The 19,260-nt window shown below is 62.4% G+C and carries 19 protein-coding genes; 4 read left to right on the forward strand and 15 right to left on the reverse strand.

Going from position 1 to position 19,260, the window contains the following annotated elements; all coding sequences use genetic code 11:
• Nucleotides 1–2: 2 nt before the first annotated feature.
• The 5 genes from pdeM to FJ428_RS20715 form a co-directional block, all read right to left on the reverse strand.
• Nucleotides 3–719 carry a ligase-associated DNA damage response endonuclease PdeM gene (gene pdeM, locus FJ428_RS20695; protein WP_140496693.1) on the reverse strand — a complete coding sequence of 239 codons (717 nt, stop codon included), beginning with the start codon at nt 717–719 and terminating at the stop codon, nt 3–5.
• Nucleotides 716–3,250: a ligase-associated DNA damage response DEXH box helicase gene (locus FJ428_RS20700; RefSeq protein WP_140880029.1), complete on the reverse strand. Its 2,535-nt coding sequence runs from the start codon at nt 3,248–3,250 to the stop codon at nt 716–718. The genes pdeM and FJ428_RS20700 overlap by 4 nt, the downstream gene beginning before the upstream one ends.
• Before the next feature lie 98 nt (nt 3,251–3,348).
• A complete protein-coding gene (locus FJ428_RS20705; RefSeq protein WP_140880030.1) occupies nt 3,349–4,209 on the reverse strand; it encodes an NlpC/P60 family protein in 861 nt (286 codons plus the stop codon).
• Nucleotides 4,210–4,238: 29 nt separating this feature from the next.
• Nucleotides 4,239–4,589, reverse strand: a complete 351-nt coding sequence (locus FJ428_RS20710; RefSeq protein ID WP_140880031.1) for a MarR family winged helix-turn-helix transcriptional regulator — start codon at nt 4,587–4,589, stop codon at nt 4,239–4,241.
• A gap of 77 nt (nt 4,590–4,666) precedes the next feature.
• Nucleotides 4,667–6,031 carry a leucyl aminopeptidase family protein gene (locus tag FJ428_RS20715; protein ID WP_140880032.1) on the reverse strand — a complete coding sequence of 455 codons (1,365 nt, stop codon included), beginning with the start codon at nt 6,029–6,031 and terminating at the stop codon, nt 4,667–4,669.
• 130 nt (nt 6,032–6,161) lie between these two features.
• Between FJ428_RS20715 and FJ428_RS20720 the strand changes: the two genes are divergently transcribed.
• Nucleotides 6,162–6,983 carry a tetratricopeptide repeat protein gene (locus FJ428_RS20720; protein ID WP_140523904.1) on the forward strand — a complete coding sequence of 274 codons (822 nt, stop codon included), beginning with the start codon at nt 6,162–6,164 and terminating at the stop codon, nt 6,981–6,983.
• Between the two features lie 82 nt (nt 6,984–7,065).
• On the opposite strand, the gene FJ428_RS20725 is transcribed toward FJ428_RS20720, so the two are convergent.
• The 9 genes from FJ428_RS20725 to FJ428_RS20765 form a co-directional block, all read right to left on the reverse strand.
• Nucleotides 7,066–8,082 (reverse strand): type II secretion system F family protein, encoded by a 1,017-nt coding sequence (locus FJ428_RS20725; protein ID WP_140496706.1) that lies wholly within the window; start codon nt 8,080–8,082, stop codon nt 7,066–7,068.
• Between the two features lie 9 nt (nt 8,083–8,091).
• Nucleotides 8,092–9,105: a type II secretion system F family protein gene (locus FJ428_RS20730; RefSeq protein ID WP_140496708.1), complete on the reverse strand. Its 1,014-nt coding sequence runs from the start codon at nt 9,103–9,105 to the stop codon at nt 8,092–8,094.
• Between the two features lie 29 nt (nt 9,106–9,134).
• Nucleotides 9,135–10,643 (reverse strand): CpaF family protein, encoded by a 1,509-nt coding sequence (locus FJ428_RS20735; RefSeq protein WP_140560882.1) that lies wholly within the window; start codon nt 10,641–10,643, stop codon nt 9,135–9,137.
• Nucleotides 10,644–10,672: 29 nt separating this feature from the next.
• Nucleotides 10,673–11,962, reverse strand: coding sequence for a CpaE family protein (locus FJ428_RS20740; RefSeq protein ID WP_140513212.1), 1,290 nt, complete (start codon nt 11,960–11,962; stop codon nt 10,673–10,675).
• Between the two features lie 34 nt (nt 11,963–11,996).
• Nucleotides 11,997–12,734, reverse strand: coding sequence for a CpaD family pilus assembly protein (locus tag FJ428_RS20745; RefSeq protein ID WP_140513210.1), 738 nt, complete (start codon nt 12,732–12,734; stop codon nt 11,997–11,999).
• A 14-nt stretch (nt 12,735–12,748) separates the two neighbouring features.
• Nucleotides 12,749–14,269 (reverse strand): type II and III secretion system protein family protein, encoded by a 1,521-nt coding sequence (locus tag FJ428_RS20750; protein WP_140513208.1) that lies wholly within the window; start codon nt 14,267–14,269, stop codon nt 12,749–12,751.
• Nucleotides 14,266–15,078: a Flp pilus assembly protein CpaB gene (cpaB, locus tag FJ428_RS20755; RefSeq protein ID WP_140513206.1), complete on the reverse strand. Its 813-nt coding sequence runs from the start codon at nt 15,076–15,078 to the stop codon at nt 14,266–14,268. The genes FJ428_RS20750 and cpaB overlap by 4 nt, the downstream gene beginning before the upstream one ends.
• Before the next feature lie 201 nt (nt 15,079–15,279).
• Nucleotides 15,280–15,798 (reverse strand): prepilin peptidase, encoded by a 519-nt coding sequence (locus tag FJ428_RS20760; RefSeq protein WP_140880033.1) that lies wholly within the window; start codon nt 15,796–15,798, stop codon nt 15,280–15,282.
• A 160-nt stretch (nt 15,799–15,958) separates the two neighbouring features.
• A complete protein-coding gene (locus FJ428_RS20765) occupies nt 15,959–16,135 on the reverse strand; it encodes a Flp family type IVb pilin (RefSeq protein WP_140880034.1) in 177 nt (58 codons plus the stop codon).
• A gap of 356 nt (nt 16,136–16,491) precedes the next feature.
• Between FJ428_RS20765 and FJ428_RS20770 the strand changes: the two genes are divergently transcribed.
• The 3 genes from FJ428_RS20770 (at nt 16,492) to FJ428_RS20780 (ending at nt 18,283) form a co-directional block, all read left to right on the forward strand.
• A complete protein-coding gene (locus tag FJ428_RS20770; protein WP_140880035.1) occupies nt 16,492–16,914 on the forward strand; it encodes a pilus assembly protein N-terminal domain-containing protein in 423 nt (140 codons plus the stop codon).
• Nucleotides 16,915–17,041: 127 nt separating this feature from the next.
• The gene (locus tag FJ428_RS20775) at nt 17,042–17,623 is read left to right on the forward strand and encodes a TadE/TadG family type IV pilus assembly protein (protein ID WP_140880036.1); all 582 of its coding nucleotides are present in this window, start codon (nt 17,042–17,044) and stop codon (nt 17,621–17,623) included.
• 39 nt (nt 17,624–17,662) lie between these two features.
• Entirely contained in the window at nt 17,663–18,283 is a 621-nt protein-coding gene (locus tag FJ428_RS20780) for a TadE/TadG family type IV pilus assembly protein (protein ID WP_140880037.1), read from the forward strand.
• A gap of 6 nt (nt 18,284–18,289) precedes the next feature.
• On the opposite strand, the gene FJ428_RS20785 is transcribed toward FJ428_RS20780, so the two are convergent.
• Nucleotides 18,290–19,204, reverse strand: a complete 915-nt coding sequence (locus tag FJ428_RS20785) for a PhnD/SsuA/transferrin family substrate-binding protein (protein ID WP_140880038.1) — start codon at nt 19,202–19,204, stop codon at nt 18,290–18,292.
• Nucleotides 19,205–19,260: the final 56 nt, after the last annotated feature.

Below are 19,260 nucleotides of genomic sequence, written 5' to 3' on the forward strand. Positions count from 1 at the left end.
CTTCAGCCGGGTCGCAGCATCGAGCCTGAAATCGCAAAGATGCGGTCCGTGCCGAGCATATAGGCCATCAGCGATTCCAGGCGGAACAGGCCGGCATAGGCGCGGTCGAGCACGTTGAGTGAGCCGGTATAGGCGCCGAAGGCGGGCATGATCATGCGGCCGCCATCGCCGGCGAAGCAGCGCCGCCGCACTGAACGGCCCTGCTGGACGATGCGGGCGCAGGGATGGAGATGGCCCGATATCTCGCCCTCGACGCGCAGCTTCGACGGCTCGTGCCGGAACAGCAACGAGCCGATGGCGAGTTCGCGCACCGTATCGCCCGGCAGGTCGGCCGGCGCCTCCGGGTCATGGTTGCCGGCCACCCAGAACCAGTCGCGGCCCGCCATCAGCGCCTCCAGCCGTTCGCGGAAACTTCGATGCATGCGCTCGGCGCCGCCGCCATCATGGAAGGAATCGCCCAGGCTGATGACGATTGCCGGCTGGTAGTCTGAGATGACGGCCTGCAATCGCAGCAAGGTCGCGCCGGTGTCATAGGGCGGGAGCAGCATGCCGCGCCTTGCCAGCGATGAGCCTTTTTCCAGATGCAGATCGGAAACGGCCAGAAGCTTGAGCTCGGGAAAGTAGAGCACGCCGCGCGGATCGCAGACCGCACGTTCGCCGGCGATGCCGACCAGATCGGCGTCGGCGATCAACGATGCGCGCGCCAGCGAAAAATTCATTCCTCAGCCATCTCCGGCCCCATGGCTTCCTCAACCAGCGTGGCCGCATCCATCAGCAGCGTTTCATCGGCTTCGCCGTGCACCGGCATCTTGCCGATCTCGAGCATGATCGGCACGGCGAGCGGCGATATCTGTTCGAGGTTCTTATGCATGATTCGACCTTGAATGCGCGAGAGCATGTCCGCAAGTCTGCTGACATCGAGCAGGCCCGCCGCCGCGTCCGCGCGCGTCGCCTGGAGCAATATGTGATCCGGCTCATGGCTGCGCAGGACGTCATAAATAAGGTCTGTCGAGACAGTCACCTGACGGCCACTCTTCTCCTTGCCGGGATGACGCTTTTCGATCAGCCCTGAAATCAGCGCGCAATTGCGAAAAGTGCGCTTGAGAAGCCAGCTGTCTGCCAGCCAGGCCTCGAGATCGTCGCCAAGCATGTCCTCATCGAAAAGCGCGCCGAGCGAAGGTTTTCCGGCTTTGAACATCGCCCCCATGTCGCCCAGCGACCAAATGGCCAAGGCATAGTCGGTGGCGACGAAGCCAAGCGGCCTGGCGCCCGTCCTGTCCAGACGGCGGGTAAGCAGCATGCCGAGCGTCTGGTGGGCCAGCCTGCCCTCGAAGGGGTAGGCGACCAGATAGTGGCGGTTGCCGCGCGGAAAGGTCTCGATCAGCAGGTCATCGCGTTTGGGCAGCACCGATTTGTCGGCCTGGAAGCGCAGCCAGTCGGCCACCTGCTCGGGCAGTTTCTTCCACCGCTGCGGATCGTCCAGCATGGCGCGGACCTGTTCGGCGAGATAGGTCGAAAGCGGGAACTTGCCGCCGCCATAGTAAGGCACCTTCGCATCGCTGCCGGGCGCGTTCGAGACGAAGCACTCATTCTCGCGAATGCCTTCGAAGCGAAGAACTTTGCCGGCGAACATGAAGGTGTCGCCATGCGTCAGCGTCTCGAGGAAAGCCTCCTCGATCTTGCCTAAAACCCTGCCGCCGCGCGACACGGAACCCTTGCTGCCGGCCTGGACATAACGCACGTTGAGCGCCGGCACCTCGATGATAGTGCCGACGTTCAGCCTGTATTGCTGGGCCACGCGCGGATTGGATACCCGCCACAATCCCTCCTTGTTGAGGCGGATGCGGGCGTATCGCTCATAGCTCTTCAAGGCGTAGCCACCCGTGGCGACGAAATCGACGACGCGGTCGAATGTCGGCCGACCCAGCCCGGCATAGGGGGCCGCCGACCGCACCTCCTCGTAAAGATCGTCCGCGCGGAACGGTGCGCCGCAAGCACAGCCAAGGACATGTTGCGCCAGCACGTCCAGCCCGCCATCGACCAGTGGAGGCGTATCCTGCGCGCCGAGATAGTTGGCGTCCAGCGCTGCCCGGCATTCGAGCACCTCGAAGCGGTTGGCCGGAATGAGGACGGCTTTGGACGGTTCATCCATGCGGTGGTTGGCGCGGCCGATGCGCTGCGCCAGCCGGCTCGCTCCTTTCGGTGCGCCGACATGGACGACGAGGTCGACGTCACCCCAGTCGATGCCGAGGTCGAGCGTCGAGGTGGCAACGATGGCGCGCAGCGCATTGTCGCCCATCGCCTTCTCGACCCGCCGCCGCTGCGCGACATCGAGCGACCCATGATGCAAGGCGATCGGCAAGGTATCTTCGTTGACGCGCCACAGTTCCTGGAACAGCAACTCCGCCTGGCTGCGCGTATTGACGAACAGCAGGGTAGTCTTATGGCGCTTGATCTCGCGGTAGATCTCCGGCGTCGCGTAGCGCGCCGAATGCCCCGCCCACGGTACGCGCTCTTCCGAGTCAAGGATGGATATTTCGGGCTTTGCGCCGCCGGTAGCGACGATCAGTTCGGCCATATCGCCGGGTGGATTCTGGCCGACCAGCCAGCGGCGCAATTCGTCCGGTTCGGCCACCGTGGCGGAAAGTCCGATGGTCTGAACCTCGGGCACGAACTGGCGCAGCCGCGCCAGGCCAAGCGCCAGGAGATGACCGCGCTTCGAAATCACCAGCGAATGCAACTCGTCGAGCACGACATAGCGCAGGTCTTCGAAGAAACGCCTTGCATCGGGAGCCGCGATCAGCAGCGCAAGCTGCTCGGGCGTGGTGAGCAGGATGTCGGGCGGCACCAGCTTCTGCCGCTGGCGTTTGTGCGCCGGCGTGTCGCCGGTGCGGGTCTCGATGGTGAGGGAGAGCCCGATCTCCTCCACCGGCTTGCCAAGGTTGCGCTCGATGTCGACAGCCAGCGCCTTCAGCGGCGAGATGTAGAGTGTGTGGATGCCGCGATGGGCCTGACCCGGTTTTCGCCTGGCCCTGACGGCCAGTTCGGTCAGCGAAGGCAGGAACCCGGCCAGCGTCTTGCCGGCGCCGGTCGGTGCGATCAGCAGTACCGACTGCCCTGCCTGAGCCCTCGCCAGCAATTCGATCTGGTGCGCGCGCGGCGCCCAGCCCTTCTCGCCAAACCATCTGAGGAATGGGTCGGGCAGAATGACGGCGGCATTCTGGTCGGCAAGGCGCGGCTTCTCTGTCACGCGTCAGAGTTAGCGCGACGGCGCGCTAACGCCAAGAACAATCGGAACAAAAGGTGATCGAGCAGTTTTTCTCTCCCTGGGAGAAGGGAGGATTGGCGCTAGGGCCGCCGGAACCCCGTCGGCCCGCCGTAGAGATAGCCGATGCGGGCGACGGCTTCCTTCAGGCCTTCGCGCGACACCAACATGGTGTGGCCGTTGGCGTGGATCATGGTCTCGGCATCGGTCATGATGGCGACATGGCCTTTCCAGAAAACGAGATCGCCGCGGCGCAGGCCGGAATAATCGGGGCCTGGATCGAGCGGCTCGCCGATGCTCTGCGCCTGCATGTCGGAATCGCGCAGGACATCGGCGCCGGCCATGCGCATCGCCAGTTGCACGAGGCCGGAGCAATCGATGCCGAAGCCGGAGACACCACCCCAGAGATATGGCGTGCCGAGAAACATCTCGGCCACCGAAACATAGTCGGCGGCCACATTACTGAGCGGCCGCAGGTGACCCGCTATGATTGCCTCACCGGAGGGCAGGACGGCATAGTGGGTGCCGCGCGTTTCGGCGGACCCGGTCACCGTGACGGTGGACCCCATCGACAGCTGTCCCGCGATCGGAAGGCGCAGATCCGGGCCGGGATAGAGGAAAGTTCGGGGCACGGAGACGATATGGGTGAGCGCATGATCCCGCCCGCCCAACATGGCGTCGGCGACATAGCCGACATAACCGTCCCGTTCGGCCTGGATCCAGGCCCAGCCCTCTCTGTTCTCGAAAACGAGCACGTCATCGCCGAACAGGGCTTGCGTGTTGACACCAGCGTCTGGACGCGGAGCCTTACGGATATCGGCAACCGGGATCGAAATCCGCGCCGGCCGGCCGGCGACAAAGCGGTCGGCAGCGACCTCTCCTTTCAATCTCGCATCGGCAAGATCGGGCCGAAAGGCGTGGAGGCGGGCATCCCTGGCGGTCAAATCAGTTCATCCATTGAAGCGGCTGGTCGTCAGATGGGCAGCTCTTGTGCCTTGGCGATGATACCATCGCCGAAGCGCTCGACAAAGAGGGCGCCCTCGACCGTGCGCTTGATCAGCACGTTGCGCTTGTCGAGCCCGTCGCGATGGCGCGACACCAGTTTGAGCGCACCCATTGTATCCAACGCGCGGGTGATGACCGGTTTGGTGACGTTGAGACGGGCCGCCAGCCCGCGCACCGTGTGCGGCGGCGGATCGAGATAGATGGTGAACAGGATAGCCGTCTGGCGCATGGTGAGGTCGGGCGCGTCGTCGCGCACCTGCGACAGCATCACTTGCTGCCACAATCGCAAGGCCTGGCTCGGGCGCATCGAAATCGACATCGCACGAGAATGACGGCAAATTGTTTCGGTTCCGTTTCAGTTTCGGCAATCTGCCGGCCCTGAAAGTCGCCGCCACCTCAGCCAAAACGCTTCGAGATGACGCGCTCCAGTGCCCGGATGCCTTGCGCCTCGCCGCCGGCAGGTCCGTGCGGACGATCGGCGGGGTTCCAGGCGAATATGTCGAAATGCGCCCAGCTTGCCGTCTTCTCGACAAAGCGCTTGAGAAACAGCGCCGCGGTGATGGAACCGGCGAACCCATCCGTGGTGACATTGTTGATGTCGGCGATCTTCGACGACAGCTTCACATCATAGGGCCGCCACAGCGGCATGCGCCACAGCGGATCCTCGACCGCCAGCGAGGCTGTCGTCAGTTCCGAGGCCAGCGCCTCGTCGCCGGTGTAGAAGGGCGGCAGGTCCGGACCTAGCGCGACACGAGCAGCCCCGGTGAGCGTCGCCATGTCGACAAGCAATTGCGGCTCCTCCTCGTCGGCCAGCGCCAGCGCATCACCCAGAACCAGTCTTCCCTCGGCATCGGTGTTGCCAATCTCGACTGACATGCCCTTGCGGCTCGCCAACACGTCGCCAGGCCTGAAGGCGTTGCCGGCGATCGAATTCTCGACGGCCGGGATCAGCACGCGCAGCCGCACGTTCAATCCGGAGGCCATGATCATCGAGGCCAGACCCAGCACATTGGCGGCGCCCCCCATGTCCTTCTTCATCAACAGCATGCCGGACGACGGCTTGATATCGAGGCCGCCAGTGTCGAAACAGACGCCCTTGCCGACCAGCGTCACTTTCGGCGCGCTCCTTGGCCCCCAGCCCATGTCGATAAGACGCGGTGCGCTGGACGAAGCCCGGCCGACGGCATGGATCATCGGGAAATTCTGCTTGATGAGATCGTCGCCCTTGATGACCGACACCTCGGCCTTGTGAATTTCGGCCAGGGCTCGAACCGCCTTCTCCAGTTCGTCCGGCCCCATGTCGCTGGTCGGCGTGTTGACAAGATCGCGCGTCAGGAAGACGCCTTCGACGATGCGGCGAACGCGTTTTGCCTCTACGCCGGCCGGCAGTTCGAAGCGCAGCGCCTTGCCCGGTTTTTTGCCATAGCGGGTAAAGACATAGCCGCCGAGGGCCAGCGCGATCGCCGCCAACTCCGGCTCGGCCGGCGCGGAGGTGAAATGCCAGTCGCCCTCCGCCAGGCTTTTCGCCAGCGCGCCGACGGCCAGCGCGCCCTCGCCGTCGCCAATGCCGAACAAGGCACCGCCGAGCGCGCCGTTTTCCGCAGGCACGATGAGCGTCCTGCCCGCTTCGCCGGAGAAGCCGTTGGCCCTGGCCCACGCCACGGCTGATGACGTCAGACCGGCCGTCTCCAGACCGTCCTTAGCCACCAGATGGACAGGAAGCGGGTTGTTCAGCTTGTTCTCGACCAGTTCCACTGACATTCGATGTTCTCCTGCCGACGTCCGTCGATTCGGCGCTTCTTAACTGTCCGTTAGGGTTAACAGAATATTTCTTCGAGAGGGAAGATGGTCACGCAATGGCCACGCGCACGAATGGAGGCCCAGGGTGCCGATGTCGACGAACCGCACGATGAACGCCAGCGGAAAGCGGCTCATCACCACGGCCTTCATGCTCGCGCTGGCCGCAGGCGTTGCCGGCTGCGGAACCGACAAGATCAGCACAGGCTCGATCGGACGCACCAGCGGCAAGCCGCTGGAGACGATGTCGGCGGGAGAATTGCACAATGCGACGGCAGCGCTTGGCCAGTCCTATTCCAGGAATCCCAACGATAAGCGGATAGCGACCAACTTCGCCGCGGCGCTGCAGATGGATGGCGATGCCGACCAGTCGCTTGCCGTGATGCGCAAGCTGGCGATCGCCTATCCCAAGGATCGCGACGTGCTTGCCGCCTACGGCAAGGCGCTGGCCGCCAACGGCCAGTTCGAGGCGGCGCTTGATGCCGTGCGCCGGGCGCAGACGCCGGAATATCCCGACTGGAGGCTGGTGTCGGCGGAAGCGGCCATTCTCGACCAGCTCAGCCAGAAGGACGACGCGCGCCAGCTCTACCGCAAGGCGCTGGAGCTCAAGCCGAACGAACCTTCGGTGCTTTCCAACCTTGGCATGTCCTATGTGCTGGGAGGCGACCTGCGCACCGCCGAAACCTATATGCGCTCGGCCGCACAGCAGCCGAATGCCGACAGCCGCGTGCGCCAGAACCTGGCGCTGGTCGTCGGCCTGCAGGGCCGCTTCGACGAAGCCGAGAAGATCGCCTCGCAGGAGCTGTCACCCGAACAGGCGCAGGCCAATGTCGCTTATCTCAGGCAGATGCTGGCTCAGCAAAATGCCTGGAGCCAGCTCAAGGATCAGGACAAGGCGAAAGCCGCAACCAACTGAGCGGCACGCGGCCACCGAACCCTGCATAAGAGAACCGCGCTGCGTCAGCCGCGCGGTTTTTCTTTGGATCGGTCAGATTCACCTACTGGCTGCTGGTTTCGTGCGCCTGGCCGAAGATGCCGCGCTGGCTGACCTGGATGCCGGCAGGGCCGAGGATGATGGCGAACAGCACCGGCAGGAAAAACAGGATCATCGGCACGGTGAGCTTGGGCGGCAAGGCGGCGGCCTTCTTCTCGGCAGCGTTCATGCGTTGGTCCCGGCTTTCACCCGCGAGCACGCGCAACGCATGCGCCACAGGGGTGCCGTAACGCTCGGCCTGGACGAGTGCCTGCGACACCGACTTGACGGATTCCAGGCCCGTGCGGCTGGCGAGGTTCTCATAGGCCTGCTTGCGCTCCTGCAGATAAGAGAGCTCGGCGTTCGTCAGGATGAATTCTTCCGCAAGGGCCACCGATTGGGCGCCGATCTCGTCGGCGACCTTGCGCAATGCCGCTTCCACCGACATGCCAGATTCGACGCAAATCAGCATCAGGTCAAGCGCGTCCGGCCATGCCATCTGGATCGATTGCTTGCGCTTGGTGGCGCGGTTGTTGACATAGACGACCGGTGCGTAGAAGCCGCCATAGGCAACGAGGACGCAGACGAACAGCCGGATGAACAATGGCTGCTGCGGCAGTCCTCCGAGCACGAATATGTAGATCACGCCCAGTGCGAAGCCGACAAACGGAAGCACGAGGCGGAAGAAGAGAAACCGCGTCAGCGGGTTCTGTCCACGGAAACCGGCAACCTTGAGCTTCTGCAAGGTACCCTCGTCGGCGAGGGCGCGCCGCAGGTCGAGCCTGTCGACGATGTTGCGCATGCCGATCGACTGTTCTTCGCGCAGGCCCTTGCGGCGGCGATCCGCCTCGCTTGCAAGCCGCGCGCGCTGCTTGGCGCGCAATTCGTCGCGTTCCAGCGCGACCGACTTCATGCGCGCCTTGAGCTGGTTTCCGCCAAATGCCGGCAGCAAGGTGAAGACCGTCGCGAACACGGCAATGCCGACCAGCAGCGCGATCAGGAGGCCGGGATCCGTCAGTGATTTGACGACTTGTTCGGTCATGCCGCGGCCCTAGACTTCGAAGTTCATCATCTTGCGCATCACGAAGATGCCGATCGACATCCAGACGGCCGAAACCCCCAGGATCAGGTTACCGATGCTCGTGGTGAACAGCGGCATCAGGTAGTTGGGGCTGGAGAGATAGACGAGAAATGCGACGATGAAAGGCAGCGCGCCGATGATGGCGGCGGACGCCTTGGCTTCCATCGACAGCGCCTGGACCTTGGCCTTCATCTTCTTGCGGTCGCGAAGCACGCGCGAAAGATTGCCCAGCGCCTCGGAGAGATTGCCGCCGGCCTGCGACTGGATCTGAATGACGATGCCGAAAAAGCTCGCCTCGGTGCATGGCATGGTCTCGGGCATACGCAAGGTGGCATCCGGGATCGACAGGCCCATCTGCTGCGAATCGACGATGCGGCGAAACTCGGCCTTGACGGGCTCGGGGGATTCATTGGCGATCAGGCGCACCGCATCGTTCAGCGGCAGGCCGGATTTGACCGCGCGCACGATGATGTCGAGCGCGTTGGGAAATTCGTTGAGGAATGCCTTGACCCGCCGCGCGCGGCGAAATGAGACGAACCAGCGCGGCAGGCCGAGCGCACCGGCCAGCAGCACGCCAGGCAAAACAAAAAGCGGCGCCCCCACCACAAAGGCGATGATCGTCAGGGCTAGGCCGCAAATGGCGGAATAGATGTAGAAGCGTTCGATGGAAACCTTCAGGCCGGCTTGGCGCAGTTGGGCTTTCAGCGGCGGTTTCTTGACCGCGCTGTCCTTGGATTTCTGCTTCTCGTCGAGTTCCTTCAAGGAATCCTGGACCGACTTGCGTCTTTTGGCCGCCTCCGCCACGCGATCGCGCGAGGCCTTGACGACGGAGCGATCCGTCTCCGCGGTCTTGATCGTTTCCAGCCGCTTGCCGGCCTGCTTTTCGTTGCTGATCCGGGTGAACAGGAATGCATAGGCGACCGCGCCGGCGCTGAAGCCGGCGAGCACGACAAACGCCAATACGGTGCCGTCAATTCCAAACATCGACCAGAACCCTTACGCCTGCAGCAGCGTCAGTCAGCGCGTTTCTCCATCGCCTCAAGCGCTATTGCGAGGCGCTGCTCCTCGCCATAGTAACGGGCGCGGTCCCAGAAATGGGGGCGACCGATGCCGGTCGATACATGCTCTCCCAGCAGCCGCCCATTCGCGTCCTCGCCCTTGATGTTGTAGAGGACGATGTCCTGCGTGATGATGACGTCGCCTTCCATTCCGATCACCTCGGTGATGTGAGTGATGCGGCGCGACCCGTCGCGCAGGCGTGCCGCTTGGATAATCACGTCGATGGAGCCGACGACGATTTCGCGCACGGTCTTCTGCGGCAGCGAAAAACCGCCCATTGCGATCATGGATTCGATACGATTCAGGCATTCGCGCGGGCTGTTCGAGTGGATCGTTCCCATCGAGCCGTCATGGCCGGTGTTCATCGCCTGCAGAAGGTCGAACACCTCGGGTCCGCGCACTTCGCCGACGATGATGCGCTCGGGCCGCATGCGCAGGCAGTTCTTGACCAGATCCCGCATCGTCACCTCGCCTTCGCCTTCAAGGTTGGGCGGGCGGGTTTCCAGACGGACAACATGCGGCTGCTGTAGTTGCAGTTCGGCCGAGTCCTCGCAGGTGATGACGCGTTCCTCGCGGTCGATGTAGTTGGTCAGGCAGTTGAGCAGCGTCGTCTTGCCCGAGCCGGTGCCGCCGGAGATGACGATGTTGCAGCGGACACGGCCGATGATCTTGAGAACCTCGGCTCCTTGCGGCGAGATGGCGCCGAACTTCACCAGCTGATCGAGCGTCAGCTTGTCCTTCTTGAATTTGCGGATGGTGAGCGCGGTGCCGTCGATGGCGAGCGGCGGCGCGATGACGTTGACGCGGGAGCCGTCGGGAAGACGCGCATCGCAGATCGGGCTGGATTCATCGACGCGGCGGCCAACCTGGCTGACGATGCGCTGGCAGATGTTGAGAAGCTGCTGGTTGTCACGAAAACGAATGCCGGTCTGTTCGACCTTGCCGTTGACTTCGATGTAGACGTTCTTGGAGCCGTTGACCATGATGTCGGCGATGTCGTCGCGGGCGAGCAATGGCTCGAGCGGCCCATAGCCAAGCACGTCGTTGCAGATATCCTCGAGCAGTTCTTCCTGTTCGGCGATCGACATCGCGAAATTCTTGATCGCGATGATGTCGTTGACGATGTCGCGGATTTCCTCGCGCGCGCTTTCGGGATCGAGCTTGGCGAGTTGCGACAGGTCGATCGTGTCGATCAGGGCGGCGAAGACCTGGCTCTTGGTGTCGTAGTAGGTTTCGCTCTTTTCGCGCGCCGCCCGCTTCGGCTCCGGAGCTATCGGCGGCGACTCGACCGCGCGGCGGGCCGGCGGTGCAACAGGAGCGCTCGACGCGGGTGCGGCCGCCGGCCTCGCAAGAACCGCCGTATCGGCCGAATCCGCGACGGCTGGCGCGGTCGGCGCCGGTGCCGGCTGGCGGAATTCCGGCTTGAACCGGTTGCCGTCGTCGCTGCCTCTCTTACCAAACATGATCGACTACCGATTCCACTGAAGAAGCATCATTTCTTGTTGCGCGAAAGCTTGCCGAGCAGATTTCCGAGACCCGCTTTTTTCTTCACCCGGATTTCGCTGCGGCCGGTCAGCACATGGGCAATTTCGTTGATCGTGGCGACAACCGGGTTCTTGGCGTCCATTTCACCAAGCATACGTCCGTTGTTAGCGGCATTGCCGAACAGCAGCGGGTCAAAGCCGATGATCGCCATCGCGGCCAGGCCGAGCGGCTCGGCGAAATCGGACGGGGAAATCTCCGGACGTTTGGGCACGCCGGCCTGATTGATGATGAGTTTGGGCGGCGAGTCGTTGGGACGAAGCCGTTTGAGCATGTCGACCAAATTCTTGGTATTGCGCAAATTGGCCAGTTCCGGCGTCGCCGTGATGACGATTTCATCGGCCTTGATCAGGGTGTTCTTGGTCCAACCCGTCCAGACATGGGGAACGTCGAGCACCAGGAGCGGCACGGTGCGCTGCGCGGTGTCGACAAGCTGCGTAAAGGCGTCGGGATCGAAATCATAGACGCGTTCGAGCGTCGAGGGCGCGGCGAGCAGCGAAAGGTGTTCGGCGCACTGGGTCAGCAGCCGGTCGAGATAGACTTCATCGATGCGCTCGGGCGAAAACACCGCTTCGGCGATGCCTTGCGCGGGATCCTGGTCGAAATTGATGTTGGCCGTGCCGAAAGCGAGGTCGAGGTCTGCGACGACCACCTCGGATTTGAACAGGGAGGACATCGCCCAAGCCACGTTATGGGCGATGGTGGAAGAGCCGACGCCACCCTTGGCGCCGACGAAGGCGATCGAGCGGCCGAGCGGCTCGGCTTCCGGATCGACAAAGATCGACGATATGACGCTGACGATGTCGGCCATCGACACCGGCGCGATGACATATTCGGAAATGCCGGAGCGGATGAGCTCGCGATAGAGGCCGACATCGTTGTAGTGGCCGATTACCACCACTTTGGAAGACGGGTCGCAATATTCCGAGAGCTGCGCGAGCTGTTCCAGCAGCTGTTTGGGTTCGCTGCGCGACTCCAGCAGGATCAGGTTCGGCGTCGGCGCCGACTGGTAGAATTCGATGGCCGTGGGGACGCCGCCCATATGGACCTTGAGATGGGCCTTGGTCATGCGGCGGTCCTCGCCGGCGCGCTCGACTGGATTGGCGACACCCTCGGTCTCGCAGAATGCCTGGATCGAGATGCGGGGAACCGGCCGCAGCGCCTGCATCGCGGCGATGTCCTGCGGCGAGGTCTCACCGCCGTCCACGGGGGTGTCATAGGCAAGATTGCTCATGGTCATCTTTCCGTGACTTCTCTTTTCCTTAGGGCGCGGCTCAGTATGTCACTTCAGAATTGCCGAGGAACTCGTCCGAAATACCCCTGCTGCGGTAGACGTCGATCACCGCGCCACGATTTTCCGCGTCGATGGTGGTCTGCTTGCGCGGCCCGATCAGGTCGGCCGGATTGGCCATCTGGGCGGCGAGATTGTTTTGATAGGAGCAGCCGAAATCGGCATAGTGTTTGTTCTCAGACGTCTCCAGCAGGTCATCTGGCCATCGTCCGCATTTGTCGGTCTGGGCCTTCACGGCGATATAGGCGACCCGGATCGGGGCGGATGTCTCACTCGAGGCAGCCTGATAGGAGACGACCACGATCCGGTTGCGCTTGACGCCCGCGGCAATCGCGAGCCGGGCGAAATCGCGCGCTGCTGCGGCGGCGGCGACCTCGTTGGCCGAGCCGCTCGGAACCTGGATCGTCAGCGTCGGGGCAGCACTCTTGTCATAGCCGTCGAGGAAACCCAGGAGCGTATCGCGCTGCGAGCCGGTCATGCCGCGGTCACCTGCACCGACAGGTAGATCTATCTTTTGGTTCTTCTCGGCGATCACGATCGGATGGTTGGTGCGGTAGTCGTCTGGAATGGCGCCGACGGTGACACTGTCGCGCTGGGCGCAGCCGGCCAGCAATGCCGCCATCGCCACCGCCAGGGCAGGAATGGCGCGCCGGAGAATTCCCGAACGGCCGGAGCGCGTGGTCATGGCGATGGTCCTTGCCTGCAATGCTGACTGAGACATGTCCGCTTCCCCGTTCACTTGTAGATGAAGCCGACGACGCCGTGATAACGGCCGCTGGGCTTGTCCGTCTGCATTGTGCCGTAGACACGATTGACTCGGCCCAGGAACATACCGGCGCCATCGCTGGCGGCGTTGAAATTGTCGTCAGGTTTGGCGAGGTCGTTTCGTGCCACCGGTTTCACCAGATAGGGCGTGATGATGATCACCAGTTCGGTCTCGTTGCGCACGAAGTCTCTGCTTCGGAACAGTGTGCCGAGCACCGGGATCTTTGTCAGCCCGGGCAGGCCGGCGACAGCCTGCCTGACGTCATCGCGGACGAGGCCGGCGATCATCATCGAACCACCTGACGGCAATTCGACGGTCGTGTCGGCAAGTCTCTTGCGGATAGACAACAGCGTGGTTCCGGGCAACCTGCCTGCAGCTTCCAGCGTGGTGGCGCCTTCGGCAGTAGGCTCCGACACGGACGTCCGGACCTTGAGGCTGATCCGACCGGCCGACAGCACAACCGGTTGGAACTCCAAGCCGATGCCGTATTCAAGTTTGTCGTTGGTGTATGTGACCTGCCCTGTCTTGTTCTCGTCCGAAACATTGTTCGTACGGCTGGTGATGAGATTGAACTCGCCACCGACCCTGAATGTTGCCTTCTCACCCGACACGGCGGTGAGGGTCGGCTCCGCCAGCGTCTTCATGACGCCACCTTGCTCCATTGCGTTTAGATACGCCTGAAGCGCCGAGGTGCCGATCGAAGCTCCCGAGAATTGCGAGAGCGGTTTCCCAAGCCCGTATGCCGGGGTGCTCATCGCGTCATAGCTGATGCCGTTGCTACCGCCGCTGCCCACCATGTTGACGCCAAGCTGCTTCATCACGGAGCGGCTGACTTCGGCGACCGTCACCTTGAGCGTGACCTGGTCGTCGCCGATGATCTGCAAAAGATTGACGATTTTCGAGACGCGGCGTTCCTGGTCCGGATTGTTGATGTCGACACCACTCTGGGCCGAGCCGCCGGCCGCGGTCTGCGAATATTGTCCCGTTGTCGCTTCACCGCCCGAGACGAAGATCGTCGCCAGGTCGACGGCGCGTTTGGCGTCCAGCGGCGTGTCGACGGTTCCCGTCAGGACGACGTTGTCGTTCAGCAGTTCGACCTTGATGGACGATGTCGGGATGAAGCGCTTGATATAATCCTCCAGGCCTGCGACGTCGCGTTCGACGGCCAGATCGAGGCTGACGATCTGTTCGCCATTCGGCCCGAACACAAAGATGTTGGTCTCGCCAACCGCCTTGCCGAACAGGTAGATGCGCCTCGCGGTGCGGGTCACCGCATCGGCGACGGTCGGATTGGCGACAAGAATGTCGTAGGCATCACTCGGCAGGTCGATGACCACCGACTTGTTGAGGCCGAGCTTGACGCGCTGGGTGGCCGCCGAAGCCGAAACCTGTGCACTCTTGGCCTCGACAACGCTCTGCACGTTTGTCCCAATGAGCAGCAGGCCGAAAGCCGCTGCCATGATCGCCGGCAGTTTACCGCTTAGCCTCATTTCCTTGCCCCCACTTCGGAAACTTCGCCCGACTTGATCAGCCTGACCGTTCCCTTGCGGCCATTGCCGGAAACGAGATAGTCGGCCTCATCCAAATTCTTTTCCTGGGTGTCCGTGATCGCGCGCAGCGCGAGCGTCAGGCGATCCGCCATCTGCTGGGCGACGGTGATGATCTCCGCCTGCTTGGGCGTCAGTTCCAGCGTGGCGGTCTGGCCCACCCTGGTCTTCTTGCCTTCCTCGTCCTCCTGGATGGTCTGGTCGATCGCCAGGACGCGGATGTTCTTGAGGATGGTTTCGGTGTTGAAGCCGGAGCCGCCGCTGTTGGCATCGGCCCGGCGGGTCATAATGACGTCGACGAAATCATTCGGAAGGATGAAGCCGCCGGCAGAGGTGTCGGCCGATATCGTCGTGGCGACCGCCCGCATGCCGGAGGGCAGGATCGACGACATGAAGCTTTGCCCCTCGCCGATCAGCTTGGAACGCCGCACCGGCTCGCCCGCGTACATCGGCACACGGGCTATGGACCCCTTCAGTTTCTCCAGGGCGTCGGGAGCAGTGGCCTTGGTGATGAAATTGGCGTTGATGCCGTCGGCCGGCCAGGATTGCCAGGCAATGTTGTTCTCGAGCTGGCTGCCCATGGTGACATCACCCGACAGGACAAGCACGTCCTGCAATGCCACGGCGGGAGCCGCTGGACCGGACTCGACGATCTGCGGTGGCGGCGCGGCGACCATGTTCTTCGCGACATAGCCAGCACCACCCGCCGCGGCGACCGCCACGCTCAGAATAATCAATCGGGATGCTGGCATCTGTCCGAACCCTCGCCTTGGCAAACCACCTAGCCAGGCCGGACTTTGCAGCGGCAATCGTCAAAACAAGGTTAATGTAATGCTTACGATCGTGATTAATTTAAGGTTTACATAAATTAGCTGTATTGCGCAGCCACGGACAAACAGCCAGCCCCGCTCCGCGGAGCCAGCCGCAACACAGCCAAGGAATGATCGGTAAAGTCAGGCCGCCAGCCTGGCCAGCGCCCAGACCATCAGGGGCGAATCCGGGTAGGTCAGCAATCCGCCCAAACCGAGCGCGATGCCGTAGGGAACCCCGGTCGTCTCGTCCGCGAAGTGACGCAGGAACGGATTGCGGCCGGTAAAAACCGCAAGCGGCGACTTCCGGTAGACGAGAATGGCAAGCGTCAGCAAGCCGCCTATGAAGGTCGAGACCACGAGATACTCGACGAGCTGGATGTTGAGTCCCATCCACATGGCGGTCGCGGCCAGCAGCTTGGCATCACCGCCGCCCATGCCGCCCATTGCAAAGAGGCCGAACGTTGCGGCAAGAACCAGCGCGCCGGCGGCGAAATGCCAGCCATAGGCCGCCCATTCCATGCCCGTCAGCGGCGCAACCAGTGCGAAGACGACGACAAGCAGCACCTGCACGCGGTTGGCGATCGTCATCGACAGCATGTCGGAGATCGCGGCGAACAGCATGCAGAACGGGAAGACGACGAAGATCAGGGCTTCAAGCATCGGCGCTATGCCTATTATCGGATTAAGCCGCACTCAATCTAGGCATATTCGATTAACGATTGGTGAGGCCCAGAGCAAAAAGACATTGAATAGAACAAGGGCCGCCAGGTGGCGGCCCTTGTCTTGAACGCAAGCTGGAAGTCCAGCAATAAGGCAGAGATCAGCCGCCCGTGGTGTTCAACTTGCTGCCGATAGCATCGAACTTGGCGTTGATTGCATTGCCGAGCGCGCCGGCGCCGACGATGATGGCGAGCGCGATGAGGGCGGCGATCAGACCATATTCGATAGCGGTCGCGCCGGATTCGTCCTTCACGAAACGTGCAATGAGATTAGACATTCGAGAGCTCCTACTCCACGTGTTACAGCACTTCCGTCAACTTCTGTGATGGTTGATCGGATGCTGCCAATCTAGGGAGAAGCTCTTTCGATCGACTTAATAAACAGCCTTACCGATTCCTTTCCCGGTTGGAACATATTGCGTGGTTAACTATGGGCTAAGCGCCGGCCGAAGCGTAAATCCCCAGCCGGCAGCCGCAAAAGACACAGCTCCGGGACCTGCGATCCGCGACAGGAACCGGGCGGGGCGGGCGCCATGACGATCGCGGCACATGGCGCGAGGAGGGCCTGCTTAACCGTTGGTTCACCAATATCGTTCATGTTCCGTTGAACAGTCCGCCCGCCTGGAGCGCGTCAATGGCCGAGCCGAAATCGTCGATCCTGATTGCCGTGCTTCTTGCCGCCGTGAGCTTTGTCATGCCCGCCAGGGCCGACACCGGCATCGAGGTCACCATGAACCAGGCCAAGATCGTCAAACTGTCGCGCCCTGCCGACACGATCGTGGTCGGCAACCCGGCGATCGCCGACGCTTCCGTGCAGGACGCCTCAACGATCGTGCTGACGGGCAAGGGCTTCGGCGTCACCAACCTCGTCGTCCTCGACCAGGACGGCAGCCCGATCGTCGATGAACAGATCACCGTCGTGCGGCAAGCGGCCTCGTCGGTGCGCATCTACCGGCGCGCTGAAGTTCAGACCATGTCCTGCACGCCCTATTGCGAAAGCTCCTACAAGAGCGAAGCCGAAAAATCCTCGGAAGCCGAGATGAGTGTCAGCCGATAGGCACGCGGTCCAGGTTATCGGGTGGTTAAGACGTCCACGGCGACTTTAACGATCATTCAAACCGGACTTCAATTGGTTTGCACTAATACACCTGCCGAGACCGTCTGAGGATGGGCAGGATCAGAGCATGAGCAACGAATTCGTCTCGAAAGGCGATCGCAAGGCAAGACGGGCAAGGCTTTTTGTGCGCTTCGCCGGCGATCGCCGCGGCAGTACGGCACTGGAGTTCGCGCTGCTTGCATTGCCATTCGCGCTTCTTGTCTTCGCCATCCTTGAAAGTTGTATCTCATTTGCCGGCCAGGAAGTGATGGCCAACATCACCGACGACATCGCGCGCAAATTGCGCACCGGGCAGTTGAGGCCGGTCGACGTCGCCGGGGACAAGTTGAAGACCATGATCTGCGACCAACTGGAGATCATCGTCTCGCAGGATTGCCCCAATCAACTGGACGTCGACCTTCGCGAATATACCACGTTCGTCGACGCAGCCACGGCCAGCTTCAAGATCCAAGACGGCAATATAATCTTGATGCAAGGCGCCAACTCACAGCCCTTCGCGACCACGCCCGGCCTGGCGGAATCGAAGAACATGCTGCGGGTCTTCTACAAATGGCCTGTCATGACCGATTTTCTGGCTCAATCGATGGGCGCCAACAAGACACTGCATTTCGCATCAGTGACCTGGCAGAACGAGCCATTCGACAACTGAGTTGGCGGCGGAAGCAAAACCAAGAAAAAGGGCAATGGCATGACGCGTGCGGGGGCACATCCAGGAATTGCAGAACGCCGGGGGAAGTGGGGCGGGTTCGTACGCGATCGCCGCGGCATCGCGGCGGTCGAGTTCGCCCTGATCGTCCCCATCCTGCTGATCATGTATTTCATCACCATGGAGGCCTCCCAGGCCATCGAGACCAGCAAGAAGGTCAGCCGCATCGGCAGCATGGTCGCGGATTTGGTCACGCAGCAGCCGACCATCGTCGCGGCGGACCTGGATGCCATCATGAAGATCGGCACCTCCACCTTGCAGCCCTACAATCGCTCGACGCCGGATATCACCATCACGGCAATACAGGTCACAACCGATACGCCGCCCCAGGTGAACGTGGTATGGTCGCGCAAGGTGCTCAATGGCGTCTACGGCGCTGACGCCGCCAAGGATACACCCACGACCGTGCCAGCGACGCTCAACGTCGCCGGCACCTTTCTCATCCGCGTCGAAAGCAAACTCGGCTACCTGCCGATCATCAGTTGGTCCGCAGACGGTTCACAGACGACCGGGTTGACGACGATCTTCAACCACATATCGATGGGCGAGACCTATTACCTGCGTCCGCGCAGAAGCCTGACGATCCCCTGCGGCGACTGCTGACGAGCTCTATCGCCGGACGCCACCGTCCGACACCAGATGCACGATGGCGTGCGCCATCTCGTAATCCTTGGGAACCACGGTGGCGAAACCGCCGGAATGCCTCGATTCCAGCAGGTCGTAGATGTCGGGCGTCGTCGATTTGAGATTGGTCAGGAAAACCGCCAACCGGCGCTTGGCTTCCGGGTCGAGATCGCTACGCTCCGCGTGAGGACCGTATCTCAGCAAACCCGACGTCCATACGACTTGAAGGGCGGTCGCCGAAAGCCCGGCGGCTTCGAGCCTTGCCTGCGTGCCCGATAGTCTTGGCTCGCCGTCGGCCGCCGCCGTCGCCCAGCCGAACAAGGCATCGGCCTGGCCATCGACCAGCATTCCTTCCGCGGCCGAGGCGGAACCGGCGTGAACCAGAAACGATGCGTCCTCTGCGATCTTGACGTGCTCGGCAGCCAGTCCGGCCAATGGCAAAAGAGAACCAATGCTGTCCGCCGGCGGCATGGCGATCCTGTGGGTTTCCATCGCGGCCAGGCTGGGCACCTTGCCATCCTTCGTCAGCAGCACGGCGCGGATGCCGACCGCGCCATCGGAATCGACCGGTGCCACAAGCGGTTCGACGCACTCGCAGCGTCTTGACGCCGTTGCATAGGCGGTCGCCGAGTAGACGGCATATTCGATGCGGGCATTGGCCTGCGCATCGATCAGCGCGGCATAGTCACGGGCAACGACGAACTCCACCTTCATGCCCAGCGCGTTGGTAAAGGCCTCGGTCAACCGCAGGCCTGGAACGGAGTTACCTGCGCCGGGTTCGGCGACGATGCCGATGCGAAACGTGCCGATATCGTCACGCCAGTCGGCGTGCGCCGAGCCGGACCAGACCGCGCCTTGCGCGATCATGAGAGCGGCGCATGTCTTCAGGGCAGCTTTCATGGGAGACCCGGTCCTGCGATCCGTCAGTGAATTGGTTCCGGACTATCGCGCCGAGC

Origin of the sequence: Mesorhizobium sp. B2-8-1 (genome assembly GCF_006440955.1) — a bacterium.
In the GTDB taxonomy this organism is placed as follows: Bacteria; Pseudomonadota; Alphaproteobacteria; order Rhizobiales; family Rhizobiaceae; genus Mesorhizobium.

Bases quoted from the DNA above. Each gene is read 5' to 3' on its own strand.
- pdeM (WP_140496693.1), bottom strand. From the start codon at position 719: ATGAATTTTTCGCTGGCGCGCGCATCGTTGATCGCCGACGCCGATCTG.
- FJ428_RS20710 (WP_140880031.1), bottom strand. From the start codon at position 4,589: ATGTCGATTTCGATGCGCCCGAGCCAGGCCTTGCGATTGTGGCAGCAA.
- FJ428_RS20715 (WP_140880032.1), bottom strand. From the start codon at position 6,031: ATGTCAGTGGAACTGGTCGAGAACAAGCTGAACAACCCGCTTCCTGTC.
- FJ428_RS20720 (WP_140523904.1), top strand. From the start codon at position 6,162: ATGTCGACGAACCGCACGATGAACGCCAGCGGAAAGCGGCTCATCACC.
- FJ428_RS20725 (WP_140496706.1), bottom strand. From the start codon at position 8,082: ATGACCGAACAAGTCGTCAAATCACTGACGGATCCCGGCCTCCTGATC.
- FJ428_RS20730 (WP_140496708.1), bottom strand. From the start codon at position 9,105: ATGTTTGGAATTGACGGCACCGTATTGGCGTTTGTCGTGCTCGCCGGC.
- FJ428_RS20735 (WP_140560882.1), bottom strand. From the start codon at position 10,643: ATGTTTGGTAAGAGAGGCAGCGACGACGGCAACCGGTTCAAGCCGGAA.
- FJ428_RS20740 (WP_140513212.1), bottom strand. From the start codon at position 11,962: ATGACCATGAGCAATCTTGCCTATGACACCCCCGTGGACGGCGGTGAG.
- FJ428_RS20745 (WP_140513210.1), bottom strand. From the start codon at position 12,734: ATGTCTCAGTCAGCATTGCAGGCAAGGACCATCGCCATGACCACGCGC.
- FJ428_RS20750 (WP_140513208.1), bottom strand. From the start codon at position 14,269: ATGAGGCTAAGCGGTAAACTGCCGGCGATCATGGCAGCGGCTTTCGGC.
- cpaB (WP_140513206.1), bottom strand. From the start codon at position 15,078: ATGCCAGCATCCCGATTGATTATTCTGAGCGTGGCGGTCGCCGCGGCG.
- FJ428_RS20760 (WP_140880033.1), bottom strand. From the start codon at position 15,798: ATGCTTGAAGCCCTGATCTTCGTCGTCTTCCCGTTCTGCATGCTGTTC.
- FJ428_RS20765 (WP_140880034.1), bottom strand. From the start codon at position 16,135: ATGTCTAATCTCATTGCACGTTTCGTGAAGGACGAATCCGGCGCGACC.
- FJ428_RS20770 (WP_140880035.1), top strand. From the start codon at position 16,492: ATGGCCGAGCCGAAATCGTCGATCCTGATTGCCGTGCTTCTTGCCGCC.
- FJ428_RS20775 (WP_140880036.1), top strand. From the start codon at position 17,042: ATGAGCAACGAATTCGTCTCGAAAGGCGATCGCAAGGCAAGACGGGCA.
- FJ428_RS20780 (WP_140880037.1), top strand. From the start codon at position 17,663: ATGACGCGTGCGGGGGCACATCCAGGAATTGCAGAACGCCGGGGGAAG.
- FJ428_RS20785 (WP_140880038.1), bottom strand. From the start codon at position 19,204: ATGAAAGCTGCCCTGAAGACATGCGCCGCTCTCATGATCGCGCAAGGC.